At 69.2% G+C, this 13,026-nt stretch carries 15 protein-coding genes and 2 tRNA genes; 9 read left to right on the top strand and 8 right to left on the bottom strand.

Annotated elements, in window-relative coordinates:
* The 3 genes from Q0M60_RS10995 to dprA all read left to right on the top strand — a co-directional run.
* Nucleotides 1-395: amidohydrolase family protein (locus tag Q0M60_RS10995; RefSeq protein ID WP_296819260.1), on the top strand; the 395-nt coding region annotated here is incomplete at its 5' end.
* Nucleotides 396-399: 4 nt separating this feature from the next.
* Nucleotides 400-1,029, top strand: coding sequence for a glycerol-3-phosphate 1-O-acyltransferase PlsY (gene plsY / locus Q0M60_RS10990; RefSeq protein ID WP_296819257.1), 630 nt, complete (start codon nucleotides 400-402; stop codon nucleotides 1,027-1,029).
* Entirely contained in the window at nucleotides 1,026-2,114 is a 1,089-nt protein-coding gene (gene dprA / locus Q0M60_RS10985; RefSeq protein WP_296819264.1) for a DNA-processing protein DprA, read from the top strand. Before plsY ends, dprA begins: the two co-directional genes overlap by 4 nt.
* On the opposite strand, the gene Q0M60_RS10980 is transcribed toward dprA, so the two are convergent.
* Nucleotides 2,083-2,355 (bottom strand): hypothetical protein, encoded by a 273-nt coding sequence (locus Q0M60_RS10980; protein ID WP_296819255.1) that lies wholly within the window; start codon nucleotides 2,353-2,355, stop codon nucleotides 2,083-2,085. The genes dprA and Q0M60_RS10980 overlap by 32 nt on opposite strands.
* 61 nt (nucleotides 2,356-2,416) lie before the next feature.
* Between Q0M60_RS10980 and topA the strand changes: the two genes are divergently transcribed.
* On the top strand, nucleotides 2,417-4,984 hold the full coding sequence (topA, locus tag Q0M60_RS10975; RefSeq protein WP_296819252.1) for a type I DNA topoisomerase: 2,568 nt from the start codon (nucleotides 2,417-2,419) through the stop codon (nucleotides 4,982-4,984).
* 160 nt (nucleotides 4,985-5,144) lie between these two features.
* Entirely contained in the window at nucleotides 5,145-5,819 is a 675-nt protein-coding gene (locus Q0M60_RS10970) for a Crp/Fnr family transcriptional regulator (RefSeq protein WP_296819249.1), read from the top strand.
* An 80-nt stretch (nucleotides 5,820-5,899) separates the two neighbouring features.
* Here the strand turns inward: Q0M60_RS10970 and rplL are convergent, their stop codons facing one another.
* Both rplL and rplJ read right to left on the bottom strand, forming a co-directional pair.
* Nucleotides 5,900-6,289 (bottom strand): 50S ribosomal protein L7/L12, encoded by a 390-nt coding sequence (gene rplL, locus Q0M60_RS10965; protein ID WP_296819247.1) that lies wholly within the window; start codon nucleotides 6,287-6,289, stop codon nucleotides 5,900-5,902.
* Nucleotides 6,290-6,337: 48 nt separating this feature from the next.
* Nucleotides 6,338-6,853, bottom strand: coding sequence for a 50S ribosomal protein L10 (gene rplJ / locus Q0M60_RS10960; RefSeq protein ID WP_296819244.1), 516 nt, complete (start codon nucleotides 6,851-6,853; stop codon nucleotides 6,338-6,340).
* A 692-nt stretch (nucleotides 6,854-7,545) separates the two neighbouring features.
* Between rplJ and Q0M60_RS10955 the strand changes: the two genes are divergently transcribed.
* A complete protein-coding gene (locus Q0M60_RS10955; protein ID WP_296819241.1) occupies nucleotides 7,546-7,824 on the top strand; it encodes a hypothetical protein in 279 nt (92 codons plus the stop codon).
* Nucleotides 7,825-7,865: 41 nt separating this feature from the next.
* On the opposite strand, the gene Q0M60_RS10950 is transcribed toward Q0M60_RS10955, so the two are convergent.
* The 5 genes from Q0M60_RS10950 to rlmB form a co-directional block, all read right to left on the bottom strand.
* The gene (locus Q0M60_RS10950; RefSeq protein ID WP_296819238.1) at nucleotides 7,866-9,134 is read right to left on the bottom strand and encodes a terminase family protein; all 1,269 of its coding nucleotides are present in this window, start codon (nucleotides 9,132-9,134) and stop codon (nucleotides 7,866-7,868) included.
* Nucleotides 9,131-9,610 carry a hypothetical protein gene (locus Q0M60_RS10945; protein ID WP_296819235.1) on the bottom strand — a complete coding sequence of 160 codons (480 nt, stop codon included), beginning with the start codon at nucleotides 9,608-9,610 and terminating at the stop codon, nucleotides 9,131-9,133. The genes Q0M60_RS10950 and Q0M60_RS10945 overlap by 4 nt, the downstream gene beginning before the upstream one ends.
* 245 nt (nucleotides 9,611-9,855) lie before the next feature.
* Entirely contained in the window at nucleotides 9,856-10,293 is a 438-nt protein-coding gene (locus Q0M60_RS10940) for an NUDIX hydrolase (RefSeq protein ID WP_296819232.1), read from the bottom strand.
* A 277-nt stretch (nucleotides 10,294-10,570) separates the two neighbouring features.
* Nucleotides 10,571-11,413, bottom strand: coding sequence for a TerC family protein (locus tag Q0M60_RS10935; protein ID WP_296819229.1), 843 nt, complete (start codon nucleotides 11,411-11,413; stop codon nucleotides 10,571-10,573).
* A 51-nt stretch (nucleotides 11,414-11,464) separates the two neighbouring features.
* Entirely contained in the window at nucleotides 11,465-12,175 is a 711-nt protein-coding gene (gene rlmB / locus Q0M60_RS10930) for a 23S rRNA (guanosine(2251)-2'-O)-methyltransferase RlmB (protein ID WP_296819262.1), read from the bottom strand.
* A 309-nt stretch (nucleotides 12,176-12,484) separates the two neighbouring features.
* Between rlmB and Q0M60_RS10925 the strand changes: the two genes are divergently transcribed.
* The 3 genes from Q0M60_RS10925 to Q0M60_RS10915 form a co-directional block, all read left to right on the top strand.
* A tRNA-Tyr gene (locus Q0M60_RS10925) sits at nucleotides 12,485-12,568 on the top strand.
* A 39-nt stretch (nucleotides 12,569-12,607) separates the two neighbouring features.
* Nucleotides 12,608-12,681, top strand: a tRNA-Gly gene (locus Q0M60_RS10920).
* Between the two features lie 48 nt (nucleotides 12,682-12,729).
* On the top strand, nucleotides 12,730-13,026 hold a 297-nt coding region (locus Q0M60_RS10915; RefSeq protein ID WP_296819226.1), incomplete at its 3' end, for a GTP-binding protein.

The raw sequence follows: 13,026 nt of genomic DNA, 5'->3' as shown, positions 1-13,026 counted from the left end.
GTGGCGGCCTGATCGACGTCATCGTCTCGGCGCACGCGCCTGCGCCCGCCGAGGGCAAGCGCCTGCCGTTCGCGGAGGCCACGCCGGGCGCGGTGGGGCTGGAGACCCTGTTGCCCGCCGCGTTGAATCTGCACCACGCCGCGGGCCTCGATCTGCTCGACATCCTGCGGCCCCTGACGCTCGGCCCGGCGCAACTCCTCGGCCTCGACAGCGGGCGCCTCAGCGTGGGGTCCCCTGCGGACCTGGTGCTGTTCGACGTGGGCGCGCCGGTAGTCATCGACGCCGAGCGGTTGATATCCCGGTCGAAAAACTCGCCCTTCGATGGGCGCAGGCTGCAAGGTCAGGTCTTGCTGACGCTCGTCGACGGCCGCATCGTGTGGCGTCGGGAGGGGTAAGGGCATGCAGGATCTCGCCGCAGCGGCGATGCTGACGATCGGTCTGGTGGCCGGGGCCTCCTATCTGCTCGGCTCGATCCCGTTCGGGGTGCTGATCACGCGCGCGGGCGGGGCCGGGGACGTGCGCGCCATCGGCTCGGGCAACATCGGCGCGACGAACGTGCTGCGCACCGGCCGCAAGGACCTGGCGCTGCTGACCCTGCTGGCCGACGCGGCCAAGGGGGCTATCCCGGTGCTGGCGGCGCGATGGCTCTTCCCGGAGACGCCCTTGCCCTACATCGCCGGCGGCGCGGCCTTCATCGGCCACCTGTTTCCTCTCTGGCTCGGCTTCAAGGGCGGTAAGGGCGTGGCGACCTTCTACGGTGTGCTCTTTGCCGCCGCCTGGCCGGTGGGGATCGTCGCGGCGCTAGCCTGGCTGGCCAACTTCGCTGTCACCCGCATTTCCTCGCTGTCGGCGCTGATCGCCGCGGCGGCCGCGCCGATCGCTGCATGGCTGATCGGGCAGGTCCCGGCCTGCGTCGTGCTTGTCATCCTGATGGCCGCGCTCATCTTCGTTCGGCATCACGAGAACATTGGCCGCCTCATCAAGGGCCAGGAGCCGCGCTTCGGCGCCAAAAAGGACGCCGCCTCCTGAACGCCCTTTCCGAGCAGGAGCGTCTTGCTCGTCTAAGGCTAGCGCGTACGGATCGCGTCGGCCCCATCACCTTCATCGAACTCATTCGTCGAGAGGGCTCGGCGGCGGAGGCGCTGGAGCGCCTGCCCGAGCTGTCGCGACGGGCCGGCGGGACGGGCGTGACGCCCCCGCCGGAGGCTCGGATCGATGAGGAGGTGAAACGCGGCGCAGCGCTGGGCTGTCGCCTGATCGTCTGGGGCGACGCCGATTATCCCAAGGCGCTCGCGGCGCTGGACGCGCCGGCCCCGGTGCTGTGGACGCGCGGCCGGACAGATCTTCTCAGCCGAGACGCCCTGGGCATGGTCGGGGCGCGGGTCGCCTCCGCCTCGGGACAGCGATTCGCGCGTGGCCTGGCCGCCGAGCTCGGTCGCTCGGGTTTCGTCGTCGTTTCGGGCATGGCTCGCGGTGTCGATGCGGCCGCTCACGAAGGCGCCCTGCCGACAGGGACCGTGGCGGTGCTCGGTGGGGGAGTCGATGACATCTATCCGTCCGACAACGCCACCTTGTACGACCGGCTGATCGAGGACGGCTGCGTCGTCTCGGAAAGCCCCGTCGGTGCGCGGGCCCAGGCGCGCGACTTCCCCCGCCGCAATCGCATCATTGCGGGCCTGTCGCGGGGAGTGATCGTGGTCGAAGCCGAGCTGCGCTCCGGGTCGTTGATCACGGCGCGGCTGGCGGCCGAGCAGGGCAGGGAGGTCTTCGCGGTGCCCGGGTCGCCGCTCGACCCCCGCGCGAACGGGACCAACGATCTGATCCGCCAGGGCGCGATCCTGTGCGAGGGGCTGGACGATGTCCTGCGCGGCCTTGAGGGTCAGGGCGGCCTGTTCGAGCCCCGCGACCGCTGGGGCCAATCCGACCGGCGCCGGGAGCCCGAGGCCGACCTAGCGGATCGTGTGCTTGCCCTGCTGGGCCCGACCGCCACGTCGCGAGATGAGATCATCCGCGCCACCTCGGCTCCGGCGGGCGCGGTGGCGGGCGTACTGCTGGAACTGGTTCTGTCGGGCCAGGCGGCCTTTACAGAGACGGGCGGGGTCCTTCGTCTCTGATCGTCTCGGGACGCATCTCGGCGAAGGCGGCCGCCAGGTCGAGAAGGTGGCCGAGCCGCCGGTCGCCGATGTCGCGCGCGACTTCCGCGAGCTCGGCGCAGGTCGCCGCCAGATACTCGCGCGTAGGCTGCAATCCACCGTTCGACCGCTGATCCATCCGACCTACCATCCAGACTCGGCCCGGAACATGCCCGACGCGAGAAAGCCCGGTGAGCAACCAGAGGTAGAGAAACCGCTTCATTGACACTCCGCAGCGCCGCCCCCAAGTTCCCGCTCCTTTTCAGGGGAGGCCCCAGGCCCACATGAACGTCGTCGTCGTCGAGAGCCCGGCCAAGGCCAAGACCATCAACAAATATCTGGGTTCCGACTACCACGTGCTGGCCTCCTACGGGCACGTGCGCGACCTGCCGCCCAAGGACGGCTCGGTGCGTCCCGACGACGATTTCGCCATGGACTGGGAGATCGACGCCAAGGCTGCGAAGCGGGTGTCAGAGATCGCCGAGGCGATGAAGGGCGCAGACCGGCTCATCCTGGCCACCGACCCGGATCGCGAGGGCGAGGCCATCAGCTGGCACGTGCTGGAGATCCTGCAGAAGAAGCGCCTGCTGAAGGACAAGCAGGTCCAGCGCGTCACCTTCAACGCCATCACCAAGACCGCCGTGTCCGAGGCCATGGCCCGGCCGCGCGACATCGACATGGAGTTGGTGGAGGCCTATCTGGCGCGCCGCGCGCTCGACTATCTGGTGGGCTTCACCCTGTCGCCGGTGCTGTGGCGCAAGCTGCCCGGCGCGCGTTCGGCCGGCCGGGTTCAGTCAGTCGCCCTACGCCTCGTCGTCGACCGCGAGATCGAGATCGAGAAGTTCCGGGCCCAGGAATACTGGACCGTCGAGGCCGACGTGACCGCCGAGGGCCCGCCGTTCCTGGCTCGCCTCGTCACCCACGAAGGCAAGAAGCTCTCCAAGTTCGACCTGGCGAACGAGGCCTCCGCCCAGGCCGCACGCGCCGCGGTCGAGCACGGTGGCTTCACCGTCCGCTCGGTCGAGAAGAAGCCAGCCCGCCGGACCCCGCCGCCGCCCTTCACCACGTCAACGCTCCAGCAGGAGGCGTCCCGCAAGCTCGGCTTCTCTGCCCAGCGCACCATGCAGGCGGCGCAGAAGCTGTACGAAGGCGTCGACGGCGAGGGCGGCCTGATCACCTACATGCGGACCGACGGGGTCGACGTGGCGCCCGAGGCGCTGGCCGAGGCGCGCGAGGTCATCAAGGACCGTTTCGGACCGGCCTACGTCCCGGACGAACCGCGCCGCTACAAGTCCAAGCAGAAGAACGCCCAGGAGGCCCACGAGGCTATCCGCCCTACCAGCCTGGCCCGTCGGCCCGAATCCCTGCGGCTCGATGACGACCTGCGCCGCCTCTACGAGCTGATCTGGCGCCGCATGGCCGCCTGCCAGATGGAGGCCGCCAAGGTCGAGCGCACCACCATCGAACTGGAGACCGCCGACGGCCGCACCGGCTTGCGCGCCACCGGCCAGGTGGTGACCTTCGACGGCTACCTCGCCGTCTATGAAGAGGGGCGCGACGACAGCGACGACGAGGAGGGCGGCCGCCTGCCGTCCGTCCGCGAGGGCGCGACCGCGAGGGTCGAGGCCGCCCGCGCTGACCAGCACTTCACCGAGCCGCCGCCGCGCTATTCCGAGGCCAGCCTGGTCAAGCGGATGGAAGAGCTCGGCATCGGCCGGCCCTCGACCTACGCCTCGATCCTGACGGTGCTGCGCGACCGGCAATACGTCCGCATGGACCGAAACCGGTTCGTGCCGGAGGACACCGGGCGGCTGGCCATCGCCTTCCTCGAACAGTTCTTCCCCAAGTACATCGGCTACGACTTCACCGCCGGGCTGGAGGAACAGCTCGACCGCGTCTCGGTCGGCGACGTGGACTGGAAGGCGGTGTTGCGCGACTTCTGGACCGACTTCGGTCCCTCCGCGCAGGAGGTCATGGCGCGCCAGGGCGTCATCGACGCGCTCGACGAGGCGATCGGTCCCTACCTCTTCCCGCCAAAGGCGGACGGCTCGGACAGCCGCGTCTGCCCAAACTGCGGCACGGGCCGTCTGCACCTGAAGGCCAGCTTCAAGATGAAGTCGACCTTCATCGGCTGCTCCAACTATCCGGAATGCCGCTACACGCGCGGCTTCGGCGCGGGGGGCGAGCAGGGCGAAAGCCTGGACCAGGACCGCGAACTTGGGATCGACCCGGCGACCGGCCAGCCGGTGATGCTCAAGATCGGTCGCTTCGGCCCCTATGTCGAAACTCCCGTCGAGGGCGACAAGCCGCGCAGGTCCTCCATCCCCAAGGGCTGGGAGCCGCGGTCGCTGGACCTGGAGCAGGCCCTGCGCCTGCTCAGCCTGCCGCGTGAGGTCGGGCCTCACCCCGAGGACGGCAAGATGATTACGGCCGGGCTCGGCCGCTATGGCCCCTTCATCGCTCACGCCGGCACCTACGCCAACGTCTCGGACATTCAGGAGGTGTTCGACATCGGTCTGAACCGCGCCGTCACCCTGCTGGCCGAGAAGCGCTCGGGCGCCAACCGTCGCGGGGGCGCCTCGACCAGCGCCTTGAAGGACCTCGGCCCGCATCCGGAGACCGGTGACGCCATCCAGGTCATGCCCGGCCGCTTCGGCCCCTATGTGAAGTCCGGCAAGATCAACGCCACCCTGCCCAAGACGCTCGACCCGGCCGCCGTCACGCTGGAAGAGGCTGTGGCGCTGCTGGCTGCCAAGGCCGCGAAAGGACCGGGCAAGAAGCCGGCTCGCGTGGCCAAGCCTAAAACGGCCGCCAAGCCGAAGGCCAAGAAGGCCCCGAAAGCCAAGTCCTAGGGTCCGGAAAACCGCCGGCGAGTGAAGCTCTGTCGAATTCCGGCGGAACTCGAGCGCCTATGAAGGCGTTCCTACTTATCGTCTGCCGTTCTGGCTTGCGGGCGACTGAGAGATTTCAGCCTCGGCTGCGCACTCCCGCCCCAAGCGAATGAGTGCACGAATGCTCCGAAACCTCACCCTGTCGGCCATGGACCCTGCGGACCTGGCGGCCCTGATTCCGCATCTGACCGAACGACAGGTGCAGAAGGGCGACGTGCTGATCAGCCAAGGCGCGCTCGTCGAGACGGTCGGGTTTCCCAGCACGGCTTTTCTCACGAACACCGTGTCGTTTTCCGATGGCCGGTCGGCGGAGACATTCGGGATGGGGGTCGAAGGCGTCACCGGCCTGGCCCCCTTTCTCGCCGAGAGGCCGTGCGCATGGTCGGTGGAGGTGAAGGCGCCGGGCGCGGTCTATGAGGCGCCCGCCGTCGTGCTGCGACGGATCGCACGGGACAGCCCCACCCTGAATCGGCAACTGATCCGTCTCGTCAGCGATTATCACGCGCTGGCCTCGATGGGCGCCGCCTGCGCAGCGCTTCATCATGCGACGGGACGGCTCGCCAGGTTCCTGCTGGTGGCCGCCGATCGTACCCGATCCGAGCAACTACAGTTCACCCAGGAGGACATCGCAGGTCTGCTCGGCTTTCAGAGGACCACCGTCAACGCCTCGGCCAAGGAGCTGAAGTCCGCTGGAGCGATCTCCTACGTTCGGGGCAGGCTACGCATTACCGACCGCACGGCCCTGACCCGGGCGGCGTGCGAATGCTACCGGCTCCAGTCCGACCTGCTTCACTAGGCCAATGAAAAAGGGCCCGGCGGTCGCCCGCCAGGCCCTCTCTTCGGTGTCCGTTCCCGGCTTTGGCCGGGACCGCCAGCTTACTTGATCTGGACGGTGGCGCCGGCTTCCTCGAGCTTCTTCTTGAGCTCTTCGGCGGCCTGCTTGGAGACGTTTTCGACAACGTTCTGCGGAGCGCCTTCGACGAGGTCCTTGGCTTCCTTGAGGCCGAGGTCCGGGCGAGCGCCGCGCACTTCCTTGATGACGTTGATCTTCTTGTCGCCGCCGTTGGTCAGGACGACGGTGAACTCGGTCTGCTCTTCAGCGGCTTCCGCCGGAGCAGCGCCACCGGCGCCGCCGGCCGGCATGGCCATGGCGACCGGAGCGGCGGCCGAGACGCCCCACTTCTCTTCGAGCAGCTTGGACAGCTCAGCGGCTTCCAGCACGGTCAGGCTGGAGAGGTCTTCAACGATCTTGTCGAGCTTCGACATGGTTCAGTTCCTTGGGTTTCAGTTGGTTTCGATGGAAGCGGAGATGACCTAGGCCGCGTCCTTGGCGCCATAGGCGCTGAAGACACGGGCCAGCTGGCCGGCCGGGGCCTGCAGGACGCCCGCGACCTTGGTCGCCGGAGCCTGGATGAGCCCGATGATCTTGCCGCGCAGCTGGTCGAGCGACGGCAGGGTGGCCAGGGCCGAGACGCCCTTGGCGTCCAGCACGGTGGTGTCCATGATCCCGCCGACGACGACGAACTTCTCGTTGCCCTTGGCGAAATCGGTCACGACCTTGGCGGCGGAGACAGGGTCCGGCGCATAGGCGATGGCGACCGGACCGGAGAACAGGCGTTCGCCCGCTTCACCGGCAGAGCCGTCCAGAGCCTTCTGGGCCAGGGTGTTCTTCACCACCTTGAGCGCGGCGCCTTCGGCACGAAGCTTCAGGCGCAGGTCGGTCATTTCCGCAACGGTCAGACCCAGGTTGTGGGTCACGACCACGGCGCCGGACGAGGCGAAGACACCCTTGATGTCCTCGATCGACGCGGCCTTTTGTGCGCGGTCCATTGCGGTCTCCTACGAAGTGACGCCCGCGGGATTGCGGACGCCGAACGGCCCGTTCGCCCCGGGGAGGTCCCTGAGGCGGCGCGCCGCGAAAACTGTCCGAAGGAACGCCCGTCGCCGCCCGGCCTGGTGGCCTGGACCGGTTCGGGACTTTCCCCGTCTCCCCACGGCGTCAAAGGGCTCTTTGACGGTTATGATCCAGGTGGCCCCTGGATCCCGAAGTTCTCGGACAGGACCGCCGACGCCCGAGGGCCCCGACGGAAGCGGCGCTCTATACACGCCTGCGCCCGGAAATCAACCGGCGGGCGGGCCGCAGAGCCGACGTGCGCTGGCGCGGCTTTCGTTTCCTGCCGCACGCTTGCCGGGGCTGCGTCGAGGAGACCCCGTTGAGCGACGGAGGGGGGACCCTCCCGATTGTCATCCCGGAAGCCGCGCAGCGGCTGTCCGGGACAAGCGCGCCGCTCCGACGGTTGTCCCGGCTCTGCGCTACGCTTCGGCCGGGATGACATGGAGGGGGGCTCACCCGGCCCCAAAGCGGACATTCCGAGAGTCCGCTTTCGACCCATTGCAGACATTCGGCCCTTGCGCGAGGCTCGGCTGGCCCGCACGCCTACGGCGCGGCCATTCAGAAGACGTGGGGGAATATGGCGCTTTACCCGTGTCCAGACCCCAAGAGTCTCAGAGGCCAGATAGTGGTGGTTTGGACCTATGCCATCGAAGGCATGGATAAGTTTCCGAGCGACATGTCGTTCGAGGAGGGTTTTGAAAGCATACGGCTCGGTATCGAGAACCTGAGATGGCGACTGTCTCCTGCCGTGGCCGATCAACTTTCCAGCATGGCGGAACAGGCGAAGGCCCACTTCGATGCTGGCGAGATTAAGCTCGGCGCACGCTTGATGCAGGACATGGAGCGCGTTGTTGGAAAACAGCCGCCGTTCGCCTATCCGAAGGAGTTGTATCGCTGGACGAGGTAAAGAGTCCGCTTTCCACCCATAGCAGACATTCCCCAATCCCCTCACAGCGCCCGCACCCGCGGACGGCCGCCCGCCCGCTCCACGAGCAGGTCCGTCACGGCCCAGACCAGCGCATCCGCCCGGTCCGGGCTCGCTCGCCGCCCGCGCGTCTCGGGCCCCAGGGCCATCAGCTCCTCCTCCAGCGCCCGGAAGTCGCCGCAGTGGACGACGCGCCCCTGTTCGTACAGGGCCGCCACCGGCTCGGCGCGCGCCGCCTTGCCCCGGCTGGCGTGGACCAGGCGGACCGGGCAGGGGCACTTCGCCGTCTCCAGCACGTGGCGCACCATCTCGCCGCCCTGGTTGGCCTCGGCCACCACCGCCTGGGCCGTGAACATCCGCGCCGTCTCGGCGACCCGCGCGCCCCAACCCGCGGGCGTCAGGGCCCCTGAGGTCCGGTCCGCCAGCACATAGGCGACCTCGCCGATCCGCCCGGCCGCGACGATCCCGCAGGCGTCGCCGTGGTCGCCGGCCGGCGGGTCCACCGCCACCACCGTGCGCTCCATCGGCCCCGGCGCCTGGCCCCGGCATCGCGCCAGGTCCTCGGCCCGCCACAGGGCGCCCTCGGCCTCGACCAGCCGCCCCTCCAGCTCCTGCGCCTCCAGCCGGGTGCCGCCATAGAGCGCCCGCAAGCCCTCCAGGAAGGCCGGGCTCAGGTTCGGCGCGTTCACCGCGCTGGCCGCGTCGGTCCGGACGCAGCCGGGCTCGTCCAGCAGCCGCCTCAGGGCCGGGATCGGCTTGGGCGTCGTCGTCACCACCAGCCGGGGATCGTCCCCCAGCCTCAGTCCCATGCGCAGCAGCGCCAGCGTCTCCTCGCCGCGCGGCCAGACGCAGAACTCGTCCGCCCACGCCCCCATGAACTGGGGCCCGCGCAGGCTCTCCGGGTCCTCCGCCGAAAAGGCGAAGGCGACGCTGTCGCCCATCAGCAGCCGGCGCCGGCTCGGCTCATAGACGGGTCTCGGCCGGCCGATCAGCGACCTCAGCCCGCTCGGCCCCTCGATCATCACCTCGCGCACGTCATGCAGGGTCGGCCCGACCAGCGCATAGCGCCCCGGCCGCCGCGCCGCCTCTCCGGCCAGCCACTCGGCCCCCGCCCGCGTCTTGCCCGCGCCCCGGCCGCCCAGGAACACCCAGGTCCGCCATGCGCCCTGCGGCGGCCGCTGACCCGCGTGGGCGCTCAGGCGCCAGAGGGCGTCGGCTCTGTGACGCCCGCTCAGCTGAGGCAGCAGCAGTGTCGCCTCCGCCTCGGTCATCGCCTCGAAAGGATCGATCACTGCGGCGATTCACCCTGGCCCTCGGCGCGCACGCGCCTCAGGTCCGCCAGCCGCGCCGTGAGCAGTTCGATCACGTCCTCGCCCCCGTCCGGGTCGGGCTCCGCGTTTGTTTCCGCTGCGGGCTCCAGCCGCTCGGCCACCCGGGCCAGCACCTCGGCCAGCCGCGCGAACTCCGCCGCCGACCGGATCCGGCCCGTCGCCAGGGCGTGCGCGGCCTGACCGGCCGCCGCCGTCGCCGCCTCGCGCGGCGACCGCGCCTCCCGCATCGTCTCCGGCGCCGGAGGAGGGCGCTCTCGCGGGTTCGCAGCCTTGGTCCAGCCCTCGGTGCGCGACCGGTTGTAGATGGTGTTCCGGCTGGGCCCGTAGTGCTCCTCCAGGACCCTGGCCGTCTCGCCGCCCAGGTATTCCTCCCGGATCCGCTCCCAGACCAGCGCGTCGACCTTCACATACGTCCGCTTGGGCTGCTCTTGCGTCATGCCCCCATGATGCGGGCGTCGCGGACGCGGAGGGCCACCGACCCCTCAATTCGTGTAGGCGGCTGTTTTCCCGCCCGTTCCTCACGGCAGATGCGGGACGCCCTGCACGGTCCCCACCGCTTTGCGGCTCCTTCGGTGAAGTGGGTGAACAAGGTCGCCGGGTCGGTGAGGAAGGCGAAAGCGAAGACGGTGAAGTGGGCCACCCCCTCCCGTCACCCTCGGAACAAGCCCGAGACCGACAGACCCTAGACGGGCGCGAAGCCCCGGATCAGCGCCTGCAGTTCCGGCTCGTCGACCTTCTGCGCGGCTTCCGTGGCCGGGAACCACTGGCGGGTGCGCTCATGCGCCTCGTCCCAGCGGTCCAGTTCGGCCTGCACACGGAGCGGATAGACATCCACTGCCGTCAGCCGCCGGGCCTTGCCCGCCAGCCGCTTCTCATAATGGAAGGTTCCCGCAGGCCGCTCGTCCAGATCGCCGGTCACGCCGGCTTCCTCCAGCGCTTCCTGGGCCGCCGCCTGGGCGTCCGGAACGCCCGACATGCGTCCGCCCTTGGGGATGATCCAGCGGCCGGTCTCGCGTGAGGTGACCAGCAGCACCTCGCGCCCCGAGGCGCCGTCCCGCCAGCACAGGGCGCCGACCTGGCGTCGGCTGGCTCTCTGGCTGCGATCGGCGGGGGGACTCATCCCCGCATGAACGCACGCCTGCAAGGGAGGGTCCAGTCGTTCAGAACACGGAGGATTGCCAGAGGCAGGCGGGCGGCGCCCCTCAGCGTCTCCAGGCTCAGTCCAGGTTCAGAAACTCCGTCATTCCCGGCCTTGTGCCGGGAATCCATCACCTCAATCGGGGTCCGGACACGCCTCATCCTGGCCGATCAGCGGTGATGGATGGCCGGGATTAACCCGGCCATGACGCCGGAGGCGCGGAACGGCGATCCCGACCTCGATCTGAACGTGGTTGAACCTAGTGCGCCGTCGCTGGCCGCGCGCCGCTGCTCCCGCCCCCGGAACGCGCGGGCTCGCCCGCCGCCGGCGTATGGGAGTCCTCGCTTCGCACGCCCTGCATATGGTGGGCCGCCTCCTCCTCCCCGATGTCGAGGAAAGCCGGGGCCGCGCTGTTGAACTGTTCGAGGTTTCCGGTTCGGACCACCACCGAGCGGGCGCCGTCCCAGATCATGTGCAGGGCGACGTACAGCACGACCAGCAGGCCGACGTAGCCGATCCACCGGTGCTTGTTCAGGATGCGGGCGATGAAGGTGGCGGCCACGCCCATCAGGGCGATCGACAGCACCAGGCCGAACACCATGATCCACGGGTGCTCGTGCGCGGCGCCGGCCACGGCCAGGACGTTGTCGAGGCTCATGGTCACGTCGGCGATCATGATCTGCAGAAGCGCCGCCCCGAAGGTCTTGCGCTTGATGCCCAGCGCCTCGGGCGGCAGGCCCTCGCCGTGGTGGACGGCCAGCGCCTTTTCCATCTCCAGCTCGGACTCGGCCTGGTCGTGCGTCTTCTGCTCCTGCAGCTCCCGCCACATCTTCCAGCACACCCACAGCAGCAGGATTCCACCGGCCAGCAGCAGGCCGACGATGGCCAGCAGCTGGACCGTGATCAGGGCGAAGCCGATCCGCATGATGACCGCTGCGGCCAGGCCGATGAGGATGGCCTTGCGGCGCTGCGCCACCGGAAGGGCGGCGGCGGCCAGGCCCACGGCCACGGCGTTGTCGCCGGCCAGCACCAGGTCGATCATCAGCACCTGGCCGAGCGCGGCGAGCTGGCTGGCGAATTCGGGAGAGCTCAGGAATTCCATGTTCGCGCTCTAGGGCAGGCGAGGGGCGTCAGGCAAGCGGTGAGCGGCGCCTCAGGTTCCGCCGCGCGCGCGGACCGACTCATAAAGCGCCACCGCCGCGGCGTTGGAGACGTTCAGGCTCTCGAACCCGCCGGGCATGGGGATCCTGGCCATCTGGTCGCAATGCTCGGCGACCAGGCGGCGCACGCCTTCGCCTTCGGAGCCCATGACCAGGACGGTCGGCCGGGCGTCCAGAGCTTCGGCCAGGGTGGCGTCGGCCTCGCCGTCCAGTCCCACGGCCCGCCAGCCGAGTTCGGCCAGCCGCTCAAGCGCGCGCGACAGGTTGGTGACTCGGGCATGCGGCAGGCGTTCGGTCGCGCCGGCCGCCGCCTTGGCCAGCGGCCCGGCCAGCGCCGGCGAGTGGCGGTCCTGCATGACGATCCCGCGCGCGCCGAAGGCCAGCGCCGAGCGGAAGATCGCGCCGACGTTCTGGGGATCGGTGATCTGATCGAGCATGACGATCACGCCTTCGGCGGGTTCGGCGAGGTCTTCGAGCGCGACGCCGTGCAGCGGCGCGACCTTGAACACCAGGCCCTGGTGGACCGCGCCTTGCGGCAGCATCCGCTGCAGCGCCTGGGCGTCGACGATCTCCGGCCGGTGACCGTGCGGCGCCAGCGCCTGGCGCTCGATCTCGGCGGCGCGCTCAGCCGTGGCCAGCAGCCGGCCCATGCCCTTGCGCGCCGGATTGGCCAGCGCCGCGACCACGGGATGACGGCCCCAGATGAGGTGGTCGACGTCCGGCTTCTTCGGGCCGCGCGGGGTGGAATCAGAGTGGCGGACAGCGTCGCTTTTCGGGGTCCAGCCGGCCCTGACGGGCGCTTCCGAACGCGGCTTGAAGCCTTGCTTTTTACCGCTTCCACGGTCGTTGCGTTCGCGTTTCGACGACACTATAAGACGCGCTCCGATTTGGGGCCCCAGGGCTTCCGGGTCAGGCGCTCCCTACCAAGGCGATGTCGTCGGGTCACGGAACTCCTTCGTTCGCCTCCGGCTTGACGGCCGGAGAGGACGCCTCGATCTCATCACCGGCGCGCTGGGGGAATGTCCCGAGCGGCAAAGGGGGCGGACTGTAAATCCGCTGCGTAAGCTTCGCAGGTTCGAGTCCTGCTTCCCCCACCACGCACCGGTCGAGTTCGAGAGGGCGGCTTCAGGCTCGGTGCGGGTATAGCACAATGGTAGTGCAGCAGCCTTCCAAGCTGAGGATGCCGGTTCGATCCCGGCTACCCGCTCCAGACATTTGACGCGAACCATCCCGCCAGAGGCGGTCAGGAGTATTGGCCATGGCCAAGGAAAAGTTCGAACGCACCAAGCCGCACTGCAACATCGGCACGATCGGTCACGTTGACCATGGCAAGACGACGCTGACGGCGGCGATCACGATGACGCTGGCCAAGGCCGGTGGCGCCAAGGCGATGAACTATGCGGACATCGACGCCGCGCCGGAAGAGAAGGCGCGCGGCATCACGATCAACACGGCTCACGTGGAATATGAGACGGCCAACCGTCACTACGCCCACGTCGACTGCCCGGGCCACGCCGACTATGTGAAGAACATGATCACCGGCGCCGCGCAGATG

The sequence above is a fragment of the Brevundimonas sp. genome (assembly GCF_024711105.1).
GTDB lineage: Bacteria > Pseudomonadota > Alphaproteobacteria > Caulobacterales > Caulobacteraceae > Brevundimonas.
Note: the sequence above shows the minus strand (reverse complement) of the source record. Positions and strands in the feature narration are given on the sequence as shown.

Excerpts from the sequence above, each read along its gene's own strand:
- Q0M60_RS10935 (WP_296819229.1), bottom strand. The coding sequence starts at position 11,413 with ATGGAATTCCTGAGCTCTCCCGAATTCGCCAGCCAGCTCGCCGCGCTC.
- Q0M60_RS10945 (WP_296819235.1), bottom strand. The coding sequence starts at position 9,610 with ATGACGCAAGAGCAGCCCAAGCGGACGTATGTGAAGGTCGACGCGCTG.
- Q0M60_RS10970 (WP_296819249.1), top strand. The coding sequence starts at position 5,145 with ATGCTCCGAAACCTCACCCTGTCGGCCATGGACCCTGCGGACCTGGCG.
- Q0M60_RS10940 (WP_296819232.1), bottom strand. The coding sequence starts at position 10,293 with ATGAGTCCCCCCGCCGATCGCAGCCAGAGAGCCAGCCGACGCCAGGTC.
- topA (WP_296819252.1), top strand. The coding sequence starts at position 2,417 with ATGAACGTCGTCGTCGTCGAGAGCCCGGCCAAGGCCAAGACCATCAAC.
- Q0M60_RS10980 (WP_296819255.1), bottom strand. The coding sequence starts at position 2,355 with ATGAAGCGGTTTCTCTACCTCTGGTTGCTCACCGGGCTTTCTCGCGTC.
- rplL (WP_296819247.1), bottom strand. The coding sequence starts at position 6,289 with ATGTCGAAGCTCGACAAGATCGTTGAAGACCTCTCCAGCCTGACCGTG.
- plsY (WP_296819257.1), top strand. The coding sequence starts at position 400 with ATGCAGGATCTCGCCGCAGCGGCGATGCTGACGATCGGTCTGGTGGCC.
- rplJ (WP_296819244.1), bottom strand. The coding sequence starts at position 6,853 with ATGGACCGCGCACAAAAGGCCGCGTCGATCGAGGACATCAAGGGTGTC.